Source organism: Niabella sp. ZPM-14 (assembly GCF_055693045.2).
In genome coordinates this window covers 923,590-941,824 of record NZ_CM181148.1, presented here as the reverse complement: position 1 = coordinate 941,824, position 18,235 = coordinate 923,590, and the positions used below count along the sequence as shown (strand labels likewise).

At 47.4% G+C, this 18,235-nt stretch carries 15 protein-coding genes; 4 read left to right on the top strand and 11 right to left on the bottom strand.

All coding sequences use genetic code 11. The features are described 5' to 3' along the window. Positions 1 to 169 precede the first annotated feature (169 nt). Positions 170 to 2,359, top strand: coding sequence for a glutamine synthetase III family protein (locus ACU37H_RS03930; protein ID WP_472703055.1), 2,190 nt, complete (start codon positions 170 to 172; stop codon positions 2,357 to 2,359). 53 nt (positions 2,360 to 2,412) lie between these two features. On the opposite strand, the gene ACU37H_RS03925 is transcribed toward ACU37H_RS03930, so the two are convergent. Continuing rightward, on the bottom strand, positions 2,413 to 3,630 hold the full coding sequence (locus tag ACU37H_RS03925) for an NAD(P)-dependent oxidoreductase (RefSeq protein WP_472703054.1): 1,218 nt from the start codon (positions 3,628 to 3,630) through the stop codon (positions 2,413 to 2,415). A 112-nt stretch (positions 3,631 to 3,742) separates the two neighbouring features. Continuing rightward, a complete protein-coding gene (locus ACU37H_RS03920) occupies positions 3,743 to 4,798 on the bottom strand; it encodes an RluA family pseudouridine synthase (protein WP_472703053.1) in 1,056 nt (351 codons plus the stop codon). 133 nt (positions 4,799 to 4,931) lie between these two features. Here ACU37H_RS03920 and lipB point away from each other — a divergent pair, with 133 nt between their 5' ends. Beyond that, entirely contained in the window at positions 4,932 to 5,654 is a 723-nt protein-coding gene (gene lipB / locus ACU37H_RS03915) for a lipoyl(octanoyl) transferase LipB (RefSeq protein WP_472703052.1), read from the top strand. Positions 5,655 to 5,743: 89 nt separating this feature from the next. On the opposite strand, the gene ACU37H_RS03910 is transcribed toward lipB, so the two are convergent. Further along, a complete protein-coding gene (locus ACU37H_RS03910; RefSeq protein WP_472703051.1) occupies positions 5,744 to 6,418 on the bottom strand; it encodes a hypothetical protein in 675 nt (224 codons plus the stop codon). 52 nt (positions 6,419 to 6,470) lie between these two features. After that, the gene (locus ACU37H_RS03905; RefSeq protein ID WP_472703050.1) at positions 6,471 to 7,349 is read right to left on the bottom strand and encodes a 1-aminocyclopropane-1-carboxylate deaminase/D-cysteine desulfhydrase; all 879 of its coding nucleotides are present in this window, start codon (positions 7,347 to 7,349) and stop codon (positions 6,471 to 6,473) included. 103 nt (positions 7,350 to 7,452) lie between these two features. On the opposite strand from ACU37H_RS03905, the gene ACU37H_RS03900 reads away from it, so the two are divergent. Then, a complete protein-coding gene (locus ACU37H_RS03900; protein ID WP_472703049.1) occupies positions 7,453 to 8,352 on the top strand; it encodes a sugar phosphate nucleotidyltransferase in 900 nt (299 codons plus the stop codon). Between the two features lie 133 nt (positions 8,353 to 8,485). Here the strand turns inward: ACU37H_RS03900 and ACU37H_RS03895 are convergent, their stop codons facing one another. Both ACU37H_RS03895 and ACU37H_RS03890 read right to left on the bottom strand, forming a co-directional pair. Further along, complete coding sequence (locus ACU37H_RS03895; protein WP_472703048.1) at positions 8,486 to 9,613, bottom strand: S1C family serine protease; 1,128 nt, start codon at positions 9,611 to 9,613, stop codon at positions 8,486 to 8,488. 6 nt (positions 9,614 to 9,619) lie between these two features. Further along, a complete protein-coding gene (locus tag ACU37H_RS03890; protein ID WP_472703047.1) occupies positions 9,620 to 10,192 on the bottom strand; it encodes an RNA polymerase sigma factor in 573 nt (190 codons plus the stop codon). Between the two features lie 127 nt (positions 10,193 to 10,319). Between ACU37H_RS03890 and ACU37H_RS03885 the strand changes: the two genes are divergently transcribed. After that, positions 10,320 to 10,532 carry a hypothetical protein gene (locus ACU37H_RS03885; RefSeq protein WP_472703046.1) on the top strand — a complete coding sequence of 71 codons (213 nt, stop codon included), beginning with the start codon at positions 10,320 to 10,322 and terminating at the stop codon, positions 10,530 to 10,532. Between the two features lie 78 nt (positions 10,533 to 10,610). Here the strand turns inward: ACU37H_RS03885 and ACU37H_RS03880 are convergent, their stop codons facing one another. The 5 genes from ACU37H_RS03880 to ACU37H_RS03860 form a co-directional block, all read right to left on the bottom strand. Continuing rightward, positions 10,611 to 12,344, bottom strand: a complete 1,734-nt coding sequence (locus ACU37H_RS03880; RefSeq protein WP_472703045.1) for an alpha-L-fucosidase — start codon at positions 12,342 to 12,344, stop codon at positions 10,611 to 10,613. Between the two features lie 186 nt (positions 12,345 to 12,530). Further along, positions 12,531 to 14,690, bottom strand: a complete 2,160-nt coding sequence (locus ACU37H_RS03875) for a DUF2231 domain-containing protein (protein ID WP_472703044.1) — start codon at positions 14,688 to 14,690, stop codon at positions 12,531 to 12,533. A 4-nt stretch (positions 14,691 to 14,694) separates the two neighbouring features. After that, complete coding sequence (locus tag ACU37H_RS03870; protein WP_472703043.1) at positions 14,695 to 15,477, bottom strand: FN3 associated domain-containing protein; 783 nt, start codon at positions 15,475 to 15,477, stop codon at positions 14,695 to 14,697. A gap of 25 nt (positions 15,478 to 15,502) precedes the next feature. Further along, the gene (locus ACU37H_RS03865; RefSeq protein ID WP_472703042.1) at positions 15,503 to 16,528 is read right to left on the bottom strand and encodes a 6-bladed beta-propeller; all 1,026 of its coding nucleotides are present in this window, start codon (positions 16,526 to 16,528) and stop codon (positions 15,503 to 15,505) included. A gap of 244 nt (positions 16,529 to 16,772) precedes the next feature. Continuing rightward, a complete protein-coding gene (locus ACU37H_RS03860; RefSeq protein ID WP_472703041.1) occupies positions 16,773 to 18,221 on the bottom strand; it encodes a DUF1501 domain-containing protein in 1,449 nt (482 codons plus the stop codon). Positions 18,222 to 18,235: the final 14 nt, after the last annotated feature.

Here is an 18,235-nt window from a genome sequence, read left to right as displayed (position 1 = left end):
TACTTATCTACGCTCTGCAAGCGGATTTACGAATTAATTATTTGTATGATATGAATTTTTTTAGCTATTTTCTTCAATAATTATTATTTTTTCGGCTAAACACAAATATTTTTAATGAAAAAAATCACTAAATCGTATATTTGCGCACAATTAAAACAAACTTATCACGATGTCTTTAAGAATTTCTGCACTTTCAAACATTCCGGCTACTACAGATGAGTTGGGAAAAATTACGCCAAAGATCACCACGGTGTTTGGCTCACATGTATTTAACCTTAAAACTGCAAGAGAGTATTTGAGTGATGATGCCTACAAAAGCATCGTAGCTTCAATCAAATCCGGGCAGAAAATCGACAGAAACGTGGCAGCGAATATCGCCAACGGTATGCGCGCCTGGGCAGAAAGCAAAGGTGTTACCCACTTTACACACTGGTTTCAGCCATTAACAGGTACTACTGCTGAAAAGCATGATTCTTTCTTTACATTGAAAAGTGATGGTACGCCGATCGAAGAATTTGACGGTGCGGCTTTGATCCAACAAGAGCCTGATGCCTCTTCTTTCCCTAACGGTGGTCTTCGTGCTACTTTCGAGGCGAGAGGTTATACCGGTTGGGATCCATCTTCACCTCCCTTTATTATCGAGATCGGACATGGCCGTACGCTGTGCATCCCTACCATATTTATTTCTTATACCGGTGAGTCTTTAGACTATAAAGCGCCGTTGTTAAAATCGATCGATGCTTTAAACAAAGCTGCGGTAGATGTATGTAACTATTTTGACAGAAATGTAACCCGCGTTACCCCTACTTTAGGATGGGAGCAGGAATACTTTGTGGTAGATGATGGTTTATTTAAAGCAAGACCTGACCTGATCATGTGCGGTCGCACCTTGTATGGTCACAACTCGGCTAAAAACCAGCAGCTGGAAGACCACTATTTCGGTTCTATTCCTGAAAGAGTATATGCGTTCATGCGCGATTTCGAAAACGAATGCTACAAATTAGGTATTCCTCTGAGAACGCGTCACAACGAGGTAGCTCCCGCACAGTTCGAGTGTGCACCTATCTTCGAAGAAGCCAACCTGGCGGTGGATCATAACACCCTGTTGATGGATGTAATGACCCGTATCGCTTTAAGACATGGTCTGCGCGTATTGCTTCATGAGAAGCCATTTGCAGGCATCAACGGTAGCGGTAAGCACAACAACTGGAGTATCGCTACAGACACAGGGGTAAACCTGTTAGCGCCTGGCAAAACGCCAAAAACCAACCTGATGTTCCTTACATTCTTTGTAAACACCATCAAAGCGGTTCATGACTATGCAGACGTACTGAGAGCGTCTATCGCTTCAGCTCCGAACGACCACAGGCTGGGTGCCAATGAAGCGCCTCCTGCGATCATCTCTGTGTTCATCGGTGAATTCCTGACCAAGGTGTTGAACGATATTAAACAAAGAGTGAACGATGATATGGATGAGCAGGATGAAAGCATGCTGAAACTGGACATCCACAGGAATATTCCTGATCTGTTACTGGACAACACCGATCGTAACCGTACTTCTCCTTTTGCCTTCACCGGTAACAAGTTTGAGTTCAGAGCGGTAGGTTCTACTGCCAACTGTGCGAGCCCGATGACGGTATTGAACACGATCATGGCGCAGACACTGAAGAACTTTAAATCAGACGTAGACGGACTGATCGAAAAAGGTGAGAAAAAAGAGATCGCTATCATGCAGGTGATCAACGATTATATTGTGAGCAGCGAAAAGATCCTGTTCGAAGGCGACGGCTACAGCGAAGCCTGGGAGAAAGAAGCAGAGAAAAGAGGTCTGCCTAATCTGAAAACAACTCCTTTGGCGCTTGACGCAATGGTGAACGAAAAAAATACAGACCTGTTCGTGAAGAATGGCATCTACAGCCACTCTGAGCTGCATGCAAGACACGAGATCGAACTGGAAAAATACATCAAGAAAGTACAGATCGAAGGTCGTATCATGGGCGAAATGGCTACCAGTATGATTCTTCCTCCTGCGATCCGCTACCAGAACCTGTTAGCTAAAAACATCAAAGGCTTGAAAGAAGCGGGTCTGACTGAAGAAGCTTATGCTAATCAAAAACAGATCCTGGATAAAATATCCGAGCACATCAATAAAGCCAGCGACCTCGTAGAGCAAATGATCGAAGCGCGCAAGAAAGCCAACGCGATCGAAGATACCCGCGAGAAGGCTATCGCTTACGAAGCTGATGTAAAAGCGAAATTCTTTGAACAAATCCGCTACCACGCTGATAAATTAGAGTTGCTGGTGGATGACAAAGAATGGTATTTGCCAAAATATCGTGAGCTGTTATTCTTACGCTAATACAGCTTATTGTCCATATTCAAGGTCGCGCCCCTGGCGCGGCCTTTTTTATTTCAGGCAGACACATAGTCCTGCAGGTATTGAAAATCATTTCCTAACTGACCGTTGTGTGCCAGGGTAGCTCGCTGCAATACCGGGCTAGCTTCTTTTCTCAGCAAGTCGTCCAACACATATTTGATCAGCTGTTCTCCGAAATACCGGCTGGCATCGCGCGGCAGCTCGTTAGGCAGGTTACCCACTGCCATGACGTCGATCGATCCCTCCCGGTAAGGTGCCGTCAGACCGAGGGTCTCTTTATCGACGCCGTATACCGGTTGATCGATAGAGCCGTTGGCAATATTGATGGGTATCGAACCGAGTTTATCGTCGGATACATCTGCGATGGTCTGAATGATAAAATCGTCGCGGCTGATGTCGGTTGTTTCAAATAATCGCGGAATGGCTGCTTCCCAGTAAATACCGTTCAACAGGATGTCCGTCTGCGAAGCATAAGCCCCGAATTGACACTGATAGTCCTGCGGATTCTGGTGAAAGTCTTCCCGGTTATAGCTGCTATTGCTTTTATGGGCGTAGAGGTCGCGGCCTTTTAGTTGTGTGTAAACAGGGTAAGCAAACCTTCTTACCAGGTATTCATCCGGCTCCACTTCGTGCAGGCCCATCAGGTTCATGATCTCGATCAGCCCGTGTGCTACGCGGCCGCTGCCGGTGATGGCCACTTTAACGTTCGGTAATTTCAGTCCGAAATAAGTATGGATCAGTTCTTTGAAATTTTTTTGCTCGTACACTCTTTCCAGGTGATAGAGGCCGCTGCGGTTTCCATAAGCCATCATGCCATTGTGAGCACCCACGATCCCTGCGAAAAATCCGAAGCCGATCATCCGCTGCCCGTCTTCATGTTCGAGGCACTCATAATCGATGAGGGTGATCTGCTTTTCCAGGACGGTTTGCAGCAGCTTCTTATTTTGCGGTTGCTGCTTCTTGGTATGCGAGAAAAATAAATAGGTCTTACCGGCGATCAGGCTGTCAACCGGCACTTCTTTAATGCCGAGCAGTATGTCGCAGTCAGAGATATCATCTGCCAGCCTGATGCCCGCGCGTTCATACTCAGCATCTTTGTAACAGCGGTTGGGAGCAGATTGAACGGAGATAGCAAGGCTGTTGTGTGTGCGTAACAACCATTTACACTGTTGAGGTGTCAGTGCCACGCGATTGTCAGTAGGGATCTTTTCTTCTTTAATGATCCCGAGGTGTATCTTGTTTGCCGAGGCCATCGTTACCTGTAATATACAGAAAAATCGCACACGGTATATTCTGATGCAACCACGCAGCCTCACAAGTTGTTAAAACCTGTGAAATTTTTCCCGGTAAAACCAGCGCTGGCTTTTACTCTGCGCCTTTATAAGCCGTCGTATATTTCCGCCATTTTTCAATCACCGCCGATATGTCGGTCGCCAGTTCTGATTCAAAAAATACCCGCTCGCCGGTGGCCGGATGTACAAATCCCAGCGTTTTCGCGTGCAACGCCTGCCTGGGACAGGTGGCAAAGCAATTGTCGACAAACTGTTTGTATTTTGCATACACGGTGCCTTTCACGATCCTGTCACCACCATAGAAGTCGTCATTAAAAAGCGGGTGACCGATATGTTTCATATGGACACGGATCTGGTGCGTTCTGCCGGTTTCGAGGATGCATTGCACCAGCGTTACATAGCCAAAACGTTCCAGCACCTTATAATGGGTGATGGCTTCCTTGCCGTGATCGCCTTCAGGGTAGGCTTCAAAAAGTTTCCGGAAGCGAAGATTGCGCCCCACATGGGCCACGATGGTGCCTTCGTCCTGCTCCACATCTCCCCAGACCAGGGCCAGGTATTTGCGGTCCACCGTGTGATCAAAGAACTGCTTAGCCAGGTGGCGCATCGCCAGTTCTGTTTTGGCGAGGACGAGCAAGCCGCTCGTGTTCTTGTCGATCCGGTGCACCAGTCCAAAGCGGGGCAGGGTGTCCAGGTCGATCGCGGCATTTTGTTGTTGCAAATACCAGGCAATGCCATTCAGCAACGTGCCGGAATAGTTGCCGCTGCCCGGATGTACCACCATGCCCGCGGCTTTATTGACGATGATGATGTGGTCGTCTTCGTAAAAAATATTCAACGGAAGTTGTTCAGGCACAATATCATTCTCATCGGGCGCCGTGTCGGTATACACGACGATCTCCTGGTGGGCCTTTATTTTAAAGTTGGGCTTCACCTCGTTGCCGTCGACCAGGACCATTTTATTGTGGATCGCCTGCTGGATCTTGTTGCGGGTCGCTCCTTCAATGCGATTCATTAAAAACTTGTCAATGCGGTAGGGTTCCTGGCCTGCATCGGTTTTAAACACAAACTTCTGATACAGCTCATCGCTGGTATCCGGTTGCTCCTGAAATATTTCTTCTTCCATCATTTGTGTGCAAAGGTAAACGAATGTTGTTTTGAACAGATTGTGTTTATTTTTGTTGAGTCATATTATTAAGTTGAAAGGTGAGCAGTTGATATCGAAAGGCTCATCAACCTTTCAACCTATTGACTATACACGAATGAAGCAACAGGTACAATTCAAAGACTTAGGGAACATGCGCTACAAAGACGCATGGGACTACCAGGAACAGCTATTGCAACAAAACGTAGCCATCAAAACAAAACTGCGGGAAATGGAAGATGCCGGACTTTCGGATGGCGCTCCGAAACCCGAAACGGCTCATCATCTTCTTTTTGTAGAACATCCGCCGGTGTTTACGCTGGGTAAAAGCGGAGACATGAATAATGTGCTCATGACCGAGGAGCACCTAAGCAAGCTGGGCATTGATTTTTTCCGTATCAACCGGGGAGGCGATATCACCTTCCATGGCCCGGAACAATTGGTGGGCTATCCCATATTTGACCTGGAACGGTTCTATACGGATATCGGGAAATACCTGCGCAACCTCGAAGAAGTGGTGATACGCACGCTGGCCGATTACGGCCTGAAAGGCGACCGCTCTGCCGGTGAAACCGGCGTGTGGCTCGATCCGGAGCAAAGGGGACGTGAGCGCAAGATCTGTGCGATTGGTGTGCGCACCAGCCGCTGGATTACCATGCACGGCTTTGCTTTAAATGTCAATACGGATCTGAACTATTTCAATATGATCGTGCCTTGTGGGATCCAGGGCAAACAGGTGACTTCCCTGCAGAAGGAGCTGGGGCGTGCCGTTGATATGGAGGAAGTGAAACGGCGGGTTAAAATGCACTTCGAAGAAGTGTTTGAGCTGGAGATCATTTAAGAGCGCAACACTGAACAGGACGCGCGAACGAACAAGTATTACATCTTTCGTGTCTCCTTAAAATTAATGAAAGAAAACAATCGCCGCCGCTAGAAATCTTTGGGCAGGAACAGCTTGTGTCTCTCGATCAGCTTGCCATCAGCGTATAATTCGAAGTTGATATAACCGGCAGTTGCAAAGTAGGAGCGGTCCAGCTTGAAGCGTCGTTCCTTGATGTCGGTGAGTTCAAACAAAGGTTGCCCGGTTTCGCCAAAGAACTTGATATCGTATTTTCTCTTGTCAAAAGGAAGCTCTACTCTTACATATCGATCGGGCGAGGTAAAAATATAAGTAGACTGCTGGAATCCGGCCGGTAAGAAATTCGGGCTGAGATTTACTTCTACATTGGACTGGTTGCCACTGTTATAAGCGTCTGCCATGCCTGTAGAATCGACGCCGGGACGCTTGGATTTGGTGGAAATGTATTTGCCGCCTTCGAACATCACAAAGACTCTGTAAAACATATTGTCGGACGGCGCATTGGCATCTGCAAAACCATTTTGCTGGAGACTGGGATCGGGAAGGGTTCCAATGGTCTTAAAGAAGTTTAAGCTATCGGTGGACCGCTGGATGCTGATCTGCTTAACCCCCTGGTAGTTATGCGTCCATGCCACCACCACGCGACCGCCACCTACCTTGTACACGGAAAAATCGGGTAACATCTCCTGCGCCTGAACATTGATAAAGCCGATTCCTGTCAATAAAAATAATAATATCCTCTTCATAATTAAGCCATTGCTACTTAGCCTACAAAGATAGGAGACTGCGTAGAATGGTTTAGAATATTAACGTTCCTTTTCTTAATGAGCCGTTTCCCTGTAAACCACCGGAATGGATCAGCAAAATGGAACTGCCTTCAGGAAAATAGCTTTCTCTGATCAGGCTGTGGACGCCATAAAACAATTTCGCGGTATACACGAAGTCAGTGGGGATACCGGTTGCTTCGAAAAGCTCATTCATGAAGCGGATCAGTTCTGGTGAATGCCTGGCATAACCGCCAAAATGAAACTGGTGCTTGATATCAATGGGTTGTTGCGGGTGGGTCAACAGTTGTCCCACCTCATCCTCCAGACCCTGATGATTCCTGAGCGTGCTAAAACCCATTACCTGCGCCTGCGGCGTCTTGCTGTTAAGCAGGCCGGCCATCATTGTCCCTGTGCCCACCGCACAGGCGATGATGTCATATCGATCGCGATCGTAAGGAATAGTAGCGGCTCCTGCTGCGCCCTCGGGGCTATAGCCGCCTTCGGGAATGATATAATAATCCGGGCTGTCAAAGGGCGGTGGCAGCAGTTTGTTGCGGTATGCCTCGCGGCTCAGGAAGAGGAACTGCATGCCGTACTGAGCGGCGGCCTGTAAGGTATGGCTGTAGCTGCGAGGCTCTTCGCCCCGTATGATCCCGATGCTTTTGATATCGCCGCCGGCGCAGGCCGCTGCAGCAGCAACGATGTGATTGGAGAAAGCGCCTCCATACGTGACAACGGCTTTAGCACCGGCGGCGCGGGCTTTTGCCAGATGCACCTTGAGCTTAAACCATTTGTTGCCGCTGATCACAGGATGCAGCTGATCCAGTCGCAGCACATCCACGTTCACGCTATTTTGCGAAAGGAAAGGGACTGGTTCTGTCGTTATGGAACCTTCATCAATTATATGCATTACAATTATACGTGTTGGCTAAATTACCTTATTTTTGAGACCATCTATTTTAAAAATACATTTAGGATCTTAAACTATCCAAATCTTAAATTCTTTATTGATTATGAAACCTACACTGGTGATTTTGGCTGCGGGCATGGCGTCGCGCTACGGTAGCATGAAACAGGTTGAGTCTTTCGGCCCAAGCGGTGAGACCATTATGGACTATTCGATTGCAGATGCGGTGAAAGCCGGATTCGGAAAAGTCGTTTTTCTGATACGTCAGCAATTTGAAGGAAATTTCCGCAGCTTGTTTGCTTCCAAACTCGACGGTAAAGTGGATTATGAGTTTGCTTTCCAGGAGCTGGATATGTACCTCGACGGGGCTGAAATCCCTGCAGAGCGCACGAAACCCTGGGGCACCGGTCATGCAGTATTGTGTACAAAGAATGTAGTTAAAACGCCTTTTGCCGTAATCAATGCGGATGATTTTTATGGATTTGACGCTTTTAAAAAGGCCGTGGAGTTTTTGACAACGGATTGCGATGAGAAAACCTATGCGGTGATCAGCTATCCTTTGATGAATACGCTTTCTGATCACGGTACCGTGAACCGCGGTGTTTGCGGTCTGGATGAAAAAGGCAACCTGGCGAGCGTCGTAGAGCGCATAGGTATTGGCGTTGCAGACGATAAGGTAAAAGTAGACGACGGCCTGCAGCCGGACGAGCTTTCTAAAGACACGGTGGTGTCGATGAACTTCTGGTGTTTCCATCCTTCTGTATACGAGCTCTACGAAAAGGATTTCAAAGCGTTCATTAAGGAAAGTATCGCAGTTCCTAAATCAGAATTCCTGATCCCTGCGGTAGTAGATAATTTCATCAAAGATGGCGGTGTCGTGAAAGTGATCACTACCTCTGCGCAATGGTTTGGTGTAACTTATAAAGAAGATGCGCCGGCTGTACAAAAACAATTAAATGGCCTGATCGAGAAAGGGGAGTATAGCACCAATCTTTGGGGCGCTTAAGTAGGACCAGGATCTTAACAATATCGGGGCTGTATCAAAAGCAGATGACTTGTTGATACAGCCTTTTTTATGAGCATAAAAAAAGCGCTACACAAAAGGTAGCGCTTATCCGGTTTTGGCTTTATAGTTCGCCTCAGTTCACTTTCACCATATAGATATAGTCTTCTATTTTTTTGGTTTGCTGTGGTCTCTTCAGACCAGCCAGCGAACTTTTGGTGTTCAATTTAATATCTTTTAACGAAGAATCACTGCCTTTTGCCTTCAGATCATTGAGCGCGTTGAAAATGCTGCGGCTTTGCACAGCGAAAGCCACGCCTTCCGCATCTTTTTGCCTCGCATTCAGGATGCCGATCACTTCTCCGCTGCCATTCAGCACCGGACTTCCGCTGTTGCCTCTGTCAGCGCGGATATCGATCTGGCAACTCATGGTATCTCCGTTATAACCTGTTTTGGAGCTTAAATACCCCTGCCCATATACAATTTCTTCACGAGGATATCCCAAAGTGAAAATCGGTTCGGCCAGATCGGTCGATTTTTTAGTAAAGCTATAAGGGGTGCCGGGTAAAGGTTTGAAGTCGGGGTCGTCTATTTTTACAATAGCAATATCTGTTTTAGGGTTGCTGTAAACCACTTTGGCGATAAACTCTTTTCCTTCGCTGTTTTGCACAGCTACGTTTTGAGCGCTTTCCACTACGTGATTGTTGGTAACCAGGTAACCTTTGCCATCGATCAGGAAGCCGGTACCGCTGTTGGTGTAGGGGATTTCAGGCGTTACGGATGTTACACCATTTTGTTTCAGGTTTTTGATTTCCCGGTCCTGGATCCTTGATTTCTGAGCCAGGGTATTGATATCTTTTTTCAGTATTTCAAACTGGTCTGCAGGCGCCTTCGGCGTCACCGATCCTACGATACCACTTACGATCAGCGCAGTAATGCCCGCGATGGATGCGGCAATCGCTGCTGTTTTCTTAAATCGGTTGAACAGGTACAGTACGCGTCCGCCTTTAGGCTTGGCGGCGTTGATCTTGCCCTGTGCAGACAGGCTATGGTGAATTTCATTAAGGGAGGTCTGGAATTTCTGCCACTGGTTAAAGCGGTTCATTTTCTGAACGAAAAGCGTATGTTCAACCACCGTCTGATCCACATCGCTGTCGGACTTGCGTAAGTTTTCAAAATGCAGCCGCTCATCAGGATTCATATCACCCATTATATACCGTTCGACGGCATCTAATAATGTAATATTGTTATACTGGTCATTCATCACTTATCAGGTTTTTTTATATTGAGAAAAGAATATTTTTTTTAAGCGCATCAGGCATTTGTACTTCTGTGTCTTTGCATTTTCAGCGTTTGTATAGCCAAAACTGTCTGCAATGTCCTGCATACTGTGGTTCTTAAAATAAAAGGACTCCAGCAGGCTTTTGCACGGTTCGCCCAATGTATTAATAGCCGTATGCATCATATCGAATTCCGCATCTTTTTGCTGATGGTCGGCTACATCATCTTCAACGGTTACCTGGGATTCTTGTGTATCATCAAAATCAGCGGTATGCCTGTTACCCTGATTTAGTTTTTTTAGCCATAACCTGCGAGCGACAGAGTAGAGATAGGTCCGTATCTGGCAATTCAACTCAAAGGTTCCGGAACGAGCCTTGTCGAATAATACCATCATTGCTTCCTGAAATATATCTTTGGCATCATCGATGGTGCCGTTATTGTTTACTACCAGCGCCTGCACCAGGTTATAATTCTGGCTATAGATCACTTCAACCGATTTCTTATCGTTACGGGCTAATCCTTTCAGTAAACTAATTTCCTGTTCCAGTGTAGAATCTTTCAACCTGTGATTATTTAATACGTTTTTTTAAAAATAGTAACCCTTTTTCAGTCAGAAAAAAATATTTATTTTCCGGGTTACTTTCTTGCAAAACGGGTATTAACTATTTTAACCCTAATCCTCACACATCATGAAAAAATTATTTATTTTATTCGCAATCAGCTCTTTAGGTTTCGTAGCTTGTAACAATGCAGCAGACGGAGACGGTACAGAAGATTCTACAATGATCACTACCGACAGTTCTGCAGTTGACCCTACTTTGGGTAATCCTCCGGTAAATCCAACTGATACTATGGTGAACCTGGATACAACTGCTGCTCCTGCTGATTCGTCTGTACAGTAAGAAACAGATTTTTATTCGGCAAGCAATATAGAGGGCCATTCCGGTAACGGGATGGCTTTTTTATAATATAAGCCGCTTTTACCGGCCATAAAGGACCAATCGAACCCTGTTATTATGACCAGCGCTTTTTAGACGAACAAACCGAATCTGCTTGCCAGGAACATTTGCGCCGGTGATAAAGGTTGTAAGCGGCATTTCTTTAATTTGCATAGCTGCTTCTGTCGTAAGCACCGTTTCCCATACCTTTTTGTCTGTCGACACCTGTACTGTTACCGGGTTATTACTCTGATAAAGTCCCACCCCCGTCACCGTTTTTATGGCAGATAGATCTATCACGATTTCGTTTTGCTTCCATTGTGATGCCGTGATATTTTTTTCGAGTAGCTTTTTGCCATATTCGGGGTCGTCAAATAATGACCGGGTATCGGCAGTCAAAACACCTGCAACCGGTTTGAGGAGCGTTAGTTCGATGACTGTTACGATGTCATGCGGCTTGTCCGGCCTTTTGAACCGAAGGCCGGTGCTTGTTTGTTCCCAGTGTAGTTTTTCTGTGCTATTCAGAAATGAAGCGGCTTTGACTTCATTTCCGTGTAAAGCCGGAAGCGAGAGGCCTTCGGTTTCCCAGTCAAAAACATAGATATAAATTTTTTCATTTTTGTAGACGGAACCATACTCTCGGGTGGGCATCCAGGGGCCGCCCCGGGTACCGTAATAGGCTTTGCCATATTTTTTTAGCCAGCTTCCTATCCGGTAAAGGGTGTCTTTCTGAGCGGCGTCCCATTCACCATCAAAATGTGCGCCCCAGCTCAACAACATGTTGCCGTTGCCCGAAGCGGTCATCAATATTTGCCGCAATAATTTTTTTACAGAATAATTTTGGTGTTCAGGGTCATAGGCCCAACTTCCGTTAAGCGTCATAGCGCTTTCCCATGGTCGCTCCTGATACATTCCGATACGCTGTTCCGGTGTGTCAAAATCACCGGGAAGGCTCGCGCGGTTGTTAATGAGTATACCCGGCTGTAACCTCCTTATCATTCGGGTAAGATGCTCAGCGTCCCACATATTGGCCGTAAACATGCCTCCCCACCATACCGCATCAAACCAGAAAATATCAATTTTTCCATAGTTTGTCAGCAGCTCTTTTACGACGTTGAACTGGTACTCGATATATCTTTTATGTTTGTCACCGTCAGGGTTTGTCGGGTCATAATCCGGATGATACCAATCGCGCTGAGAGTAATAAATGCCTACAGGCATGTCGGCTGCATGACAGGCGTCGATAATTTCTTTCAGGTAATCGCGTTTAAAGGGTGTGTTAGTGATTTTAAAGTCGGAGTATTTAGTGTCCCACATATGAAAACCGTCATGGTGCTTGCTTATAACGGTGATGTATTTCATTCCCGCATCTTTTGAGATTTGTACCCATTTTTCGGCGTTGAATTTCTCCAGCTTAAACAGGGAAGGCCATGTTTTTTGCCAGGCGCTATCAGGGTATGTTCCATGTCCTTTGTCGGGCGCCTTGCGGTTGTAGACAATCGGCCAACTCATATCTTTTTTTACATAAGCATTCAGGCCAAAGTGTATGAACATGCCATACCTTGCATCGTTAAACCATTTCAGGTCTTCGGGTTGGGCAAAGTTGCTGGCACTCCATTCTTTCTGAGTTAAAACCTGATACAGATAACTTTGTTCTTTGTTTTTTTCAATTCTCGGATCGCCTTCAATGACCGACCATTGAGCAAAGTTTTGCAGGTGACAAAAGATCAGAAGTAAACATATGCTTATTCTCCAGTGAAAAGACCGCATCATCATTTTGTTTGTTTAAATAGGATTGGTATTAGAATTTATGAAAAATCGACCTTGAAAAAACGGCGGGAAAATAACTCGGCAAGATAGACGCCACATAGCCTTTGCAGCACCAACAGTCATGTGTATCAATCTGCCTGGGTATCGCCATAGCCTGTTTTATCTATGCGTCAGGAACCATTGCTTTTTCGTTTAATTCAGAAAGATCTCATCAAAAAAGACCCAGGCTTTCTGGCCTTTTCCGGGATGCCAGGCCGGAAGACTTTTTACCTGGTTGACCACGATTTTGATTGCCTGAACTTTACGGCCCTCAAAGGCAACACTATAACTTTCAATGTGAGCCGGAGCACTGGCATCCGGTTGAGCCGGTGCAGATTTTCCCAGTAATGTCAGGCTGCTGATCTGATCGCCGCCCCAAACCTGGATGGCCGCGGGGGGCATGATGTAGCTTCCCGCATCGACAAGACCGTTCAGGTTGACCGAGCTGATGCTGACCGGCTTTTTGAAAAATAAATGAAGCTCGAAGATATTTTCCTTGTAACCCACCCAGTCGGCAGTGTTGAAACTGGTGCTTCCTAATGCCTGATCAAAAAACGCCTCTCCTTTTTTGGCTTTGGCCACATACCTCGGATTAGGAACGGTAGCTAAAGAAATACTGTCTGGTTGAATGCCACTTTTGTAAAAGCCCGCAGAAGCGTTGTCACTGCTGATCCATCCCTTCAGGAACGCCCGCGCATTGACAATGGTCGACTGGTTGATGGCAAAAGGCTTTTTGTAGATGGGCGAGTTCAGGCTGTCTGGTTGCGAACCGTCCAGGGTATACCTGACAACAGCCCCGCCAATAGGAGTTTTAATCGTTACCAAAGAACTATTAGTGAATACTTTTTTATCCTTATCCGCGGTGATGAAAGGCGTAGGTAGCTTCGCGACCACCGTGTCACCTGTGTAACCAAAGTCAAATTTCGTGCGGGGAAAACCGGCTTTTAGTGACGCGATATCCTGGCTGGAGACCGGGGTGTTCCAAACTTTGATGGACTTTAATTTTTTCAGATCTGCCAGCGGTTTTAACTGGCTGGCCGTGATGCCCGTGCCTGATAACGAAAGCTGCCTCAGGTGTTGAAGTCCGGACAGATCCTTCAGGCCTTCGCCTTTAATCGAGGTAAATGCAACGTTGAGGTCCCTTAGATTGCTGAAAGTGCCGATGACTTTAAGGTCCTCATCTTTAACCGGCATCTTGGCCAGGTGAAGAGTGACAATATTATCTTTAATGGGCTCCAGTTCCTTAAGCTGCTCGCTCTTAAACTGAGCAATGCCATAAAAGTTGACCGAAAGGGCAGGGGACTCGGTGGAGAGCGGTGTGATCACCCGGTATTCTGTATTCAGTTGGGCAATAGTATTCTCATCCACTGCCGGGAAATCGTATACCTCCACGTCAGAAGATTTAAAAAAGGTAGCCGCGAGCACTCTCAAGGTGTCGTTAGCCGGAAGTTCGATCACTTTTTTGGTAAAGCTTGCGCCGTCCTTGATCCATAGCTGCAACACGCGTGCTTCCTCTTCGGTCAGCTGCGGTTTGCCCTTGGGCGGCATGTGTTCCTCGTTATCGAGCGGCAAATGAATGCGCTGCATCATCAGCCCCAGGTCGGCAGCAGTTGTGTCCCATAATTTCCCGTTTTTCCCGCCTTTCAGTAAGAGCTCTCGCGTCTCCATGATCAGCTCACCCTTGGCCTTGCCCGTGTTATGACAACTGATACATTTTTTCTCGATGATCGGTTGCACGAGATGCGTATAAATCACAGCTTCTTCCAATGGGATGTCGGGTGGCTCATTGGAAGCAAGTAATGGAGATAACAGGAAGTCTTCACCGTGCGTGATATTAGCCCCTTTATGTCCGGCGATGAGCAATACGATGGTGGCGCATGCCCCTACGGCGGCGGTAGCGATCTTCCGTTTCCGGATCACCTCTTTCCATCCGTACCAGATAAAGCTGATGAAAGCGCAGGCCACGCCGGTCCATTTATGAATATTGATCTCATTGCCTTCATAACCTTCTTCTTTTGAAAGAAACAGGCCCATTAAGGCTGCCAGGACCGTGGAGAGCACTGCCGATAACAGCAACCAGTCTGCCAAGTTTTTCAACAAGGCTTGTTTAGGTGATATGATCAGCATTTCGAAAAGAAACGCGAGCAGCAGTAACACGATAGGAAAATGCAATACCAACGGATGGGCTCTGCCGAATGCCTGCAAAAATTGAGGTACGATAAACCGGCCGCCAAAAATCAACAGAAATACCAACAGGCAATTGAGTACGATACACAAATTGAAAATGATATTTTTCCACCGCTCTTGCTTCATGTTACTAATATATTTTTATCTCATCAATGAACAACCACGCATTGTTTCCCGCTCCTGGATGCCAGGAGGGAAGTTTTGTATTATACAGAACCAGTTTTACCTGATCCGTTACTGTCTGATCCAGCCCGACCACCAGCGCTTCACCCGTAACGGGGGCATCTTTAAGCGAAGAAAGGGTCAGGTTGCCGCAGGGCTTGTCTTCATACCGGCCGCTGGCAGCGTCGAAGCGATAAACCAGCGCTTTGACGGGCAGGAAGATCCAGGCGCCCTGGTTTTGCAAGACGTGAAAAAGCACTCTTTGAACGCGCTGAGCCAGATTTAGCCGTATTGTGAACGACACTGAGTCTGACTGATATCCCAGCCAGCCAGCGCTGCCCGGGTCCAGTATGCCGCCCTGGTTGTCCGCTAATGTGTGGGGGCCGTTGCCGGGGTAGTTGGACGAAGCAGCGGGAAAGGTCACTGCAGCCGGTAAACCACTCTTTATAAAAGTGACTTGCGTAACAACGGACGGGAGAAAACCCGCAGCCCATGTGCGCGCCTTGAGCGTGGTCCTGTCTTTTGTGATCACTACAGGATTCTTGTAGAGCGGACTTTTATGATCGGGCGTTTGACCATTTGTTGTATACCTGATTTCAGCACCAGGGTGGGCAAACACGACAGGGACCGACATAGAATCATCAAAAAAAACAGATCGGTTTTTGATGAATGGCGATGCCAGCTGAAGCTGGTCCTGGGCGCATAGCCCGGCAGCGAGGAGTAGGCAAACAAATAAGCAATTAATCTTCATCAGGAATAAATTTCCGGAAAATTTTTTATAGGACCCGTTCCAGTTTATAGGGATATACTTTGCCGGAATTCCACTGTGCTACATACAAATTTTCTTCGTCATCGATGCAGACGTCGTGTGGATAATCAAAAGCGCGAACCGTCTGATACATTTCCTGCAGTTTGCCTTCTTCGTAAGTCGGCGTGCTGCCGGCCAGGTTGGAGATCACCTGATTGGTTTGATCCAGGATGGTCACGAACCCCGATTTCTGCGATTGGCGGCTATTACTTTGTAAAACTGCTGCGTATAGATGATCTCCATGGATCACGGGGCGGCACACCCAGGCGCCGGGCATATCAATGGTGTCCAGGTACTGGCCGTCCAGCGTAAATCTCTTAAAAGCATTTTGCCTCCTGGAAGTGACAATGAGGACGGGTTGTCCGCTTCGCTGGTCAACACAGATCCCGTGGGCATTCAACAGATGGTGGGGCTGATCGCCTTTTCCGCCGAAATGCCGGATATAGCGTCCCTTGTTATCGTACTGGATTACGAAATCTTTGCCATAGCCGTCGACCACGTAGATGTCTCCATTTGGGGCTATCGTGGTTTCTGTGGGTACATATTCTTCCGCTTTTGTGTATTGACCAGTTTCCTTCGGATAATCAAGCGTCAGAAGCACGCGGCCGTCGATAGTTGTTTTGATGACCTGGTGGCGCTTATTGTCGCAAATGAAAAGCACATCCGTGCCATTCTCGTTAAACAGTGTAAGTCCATGTGCGCCGGGATATTCGGTGCCCCAGGAACCCAGGTATTTGCCGTTTTTATCGTACATGATCACATTGTTCCGGGTCTCGTTTGTAAGCAATAAAATGCGACCTTTTTGATCCTGCACCATTTCATGGCAATCGTTCACCGGGTGTCGGGCCACGTCGGCGCGGCTCCAGCGGGTGTTGAGTTTATAGCGATGGTTGCCATGTCCCAAGACTACCTCATTTCGGATCAGCCATTCGGGCAGGCATAAAGCACCCACCGTGCTAAGTGTTGTATGTTGCAGAAATTTTTTTCTGTTCATTGTTTTGTTTTAAAAAAGTCAGAAGTCAGTAGCCGGAGGTCGGAAGTTAGGTCCGGGGACCGATGTCTGATGTCTGATGTCTGATGTCTGATGTCTGATGTCAGAATTTCGATGTCGGAAGAAAAGGCGATACGATCCGTCAAACATCCAGCCTGAAATTTATGAAATGCCGACTTTCCATCCTCCGTCTTTGGACTTTCCGACCCCGGACTTTTCGTCGTCGGTCTCCGGACTTCCGTCCTCCTTACGCGATCAAATCCTTCACTACCTTTCCCGCCACGTCCGTTAAGCGGTAGCGGCGTCCGAGGTGTTTATACACTAATTTTTCATGATCCAAGCCCATCAGATGCAGCGCTGTCGCGTGGAAATCGTGCACGTGAACGGGGTTCGACACAATGTTGTAACCAAATTCATCAGTTTCTCCGTATACGCCAGGTTTCACGCCTCCGCCCGCCATCCACATGGTAAAGCAGCGGGGGTGGTGGTCACGACCGTAATTGTCTTTAGTCAGTGTGCCCTGGCAATAATTCGTGCGCCCAAATTCGCCGCCCCAGATCACGAGCGTTTCGTCGAGCATCCCTCGTTGCTTAAGATCCGTAACCAACGCGGCAGACGCCTGATCCGTATCCTTACATTGCCCTGCAAGCTCCGTTGGCAGGTTGCCATGCGAATCCCAACCCTGGTGATACACCTGAACAAAGCGCACGCCGCTTTCGGATAGTTTACGTGCCAGCAGGCAATTGGCAGCATAAGTGCCGGGTACCAGGCATTCGGGACCATACAATTTGATGATCGATTCCGGTTCCTTGCTCAGATCCGTTACTTCCGGCACTGCAGTCTGCATGCGGTAAGCCATTTCATACTGCTGTATTTTAGCTTTGATCTCCGGATCTCCCGAAGCATCAAATCCTTCATTGTTCAACGCCGCAAGGTGATCCAGCATTTTTCTTCTTTCTGCTTTTTCCATTCCGTCAGGATCGTTCAGGTAAAGCACCGGGTTCTCACCATTGCTGAACTGCACACCCTGGTGGATCGAATCTAAAAAGCCGTTGCTCCAAAGCTTCGAATACACACCCTGCCCGTTACCTTTTCCTTTGGACAGCAACACGCAGAAGGCCGGAAGATTTTGATTTTCGCTACCCAGTCCATAACTCAGCCAGGCGCCCATGCTGGGGCGGTTGCCCACCTGAGCTCCTGTCTGGAAGAATGTCAGCGCCGGATCATGATTGATGGCATCCGTGTGCAGACTCCTGATAATACACAGATCGTCTACGATCCTTGAAGTGTAGGGCAGGAGATCGCTTACCCATACGCCGTTCTGGCCATACTGGGCAAAATCGAAAATGCTGCCGGCCAACGGAAACCTGGCTTGTCCTGCAGTCATTCCCGTTAAACGTTGCCCCTGCCGCACGGACTCGGGCAGATCCTGCCCCTGCATCTCGCGCAGCTTCGGTTTCGGATCAAAAGTTTCCAGCTGAGACGGTCCCCCGTTTTGAAACAGATAAATAATACGTTTAGCTTTGGGTGCAAAATGCGGGAGGCCCGATATGATCGCTTCTTCCGTATCTTTTGATGAAAAGAAATCGGGGATCAACAGGCTGCCCAGCGCCGCACCTCCAATGCCCATTCCCAACTTGGTCAGGAACCTTCGGCGGTTGACATTAAGGCCGTATTCATATGCTTCTTTTTCCATAATTCTTTTTTTAA

Bases quoted from the DNA above. Each gene is read 5' to 3' on its own strand.
- ACU37H_RS03930 (WP_472703055.1), top strand. From the start codon at position 170: ATGTCTTTAAGAATTTCTGCACTTTCAAACATTCCGGCTACTACAGAT.
- ACU37H_RS03925 (WP_472703054.1), bottom strand. From the start codon at position 3,630: ATGGCCTCGGCAAACAAGATACACCTCGGGATCATTAAAGAAGAAAAG.
- ACU37H_RS03920 (WP_472703053.1), bottom strand. From the start codon at position 4,798: ATGATGGAAGAAGAAATATTTCAGGAGCAACCGGATACCAGCGATGAG.
- lipB (WP_472703052.1), top strand. From the start codon at position 4,932: ATGAAGCAACAGGTACAATTCAAAGACTTAGGGAACATGCGCTACAAA.
- ACU37H_RS03910 (WP_472703051.1), bottom strand. From the start codon at position 6,418: ATGAAGAGGATATTATTATTTTTATTGACAGGAATCGGCTTTATCAAT.
- ACU37H_RS03905 (WP_472703050.1), bottom strand. From the start codon at position 7,349: ATGCATATAATTGATGAAGGTTCCATAACGACAGAACCAGTCCCTTTC.
- ACU37H_RS03900 (WP_472703049.1), top strand. From the start codon at position 7,453: ATGAAACCTACACTGGTGATTTTGGCTGCGGGCATGGCGTCGCGCTAC.
- ACU37H_RS03895 (WP_472703048.1), bottom strand. From the start codon at position 9,613: ATGAATGACCAGTATAACAATATTACATTATTAGATGCCGTCGAACGG.
- ACU37H_RS03885 (WP_472703046.1), top strand. From the start codon at position 10,320: ATGAAAAAATTATTTATTTTATTCGCAATCAGCTCTTTAGGTTTCGTA.
- ACU37H_RS03880 (WP_472703045.1), bottom strand. From the start codon at position 12,344: ATGATGATGCGGTCTTTTCACTGGAGAATAAGCATATGTTTACTTCTG.
- ACU37H_RS03875 (WP_472703044.1), bottom strand. From the start codon at position 14,690: ATGAAGCAAGAGCGGTGGAAAAATATCATTTTCAATTTGTGTATCGTA.
- ACU37H_RS03870 (WP_472703043.1), bottom strand. From the start codon at position 15,477: ATGAAGATTAATTGCTTATTTGTTTGCCTACTCCTCGCTGCCGGGCTA.
- ACU37H_RS03865 (WP_472703042.1), bottom strand. From the start codon at position 16,528: ATGAACAGAAAAAAATTTCTGCAACATACAACACTTAGCACGGTGGGT.
- ACU37H_RS03860 (WP_472703041.1), bottom strand. From the start codon at position 18,221: ATGGAAAAAGAAGCATATGAATACGGCCTTAATGTCAACCGCCGAAGG.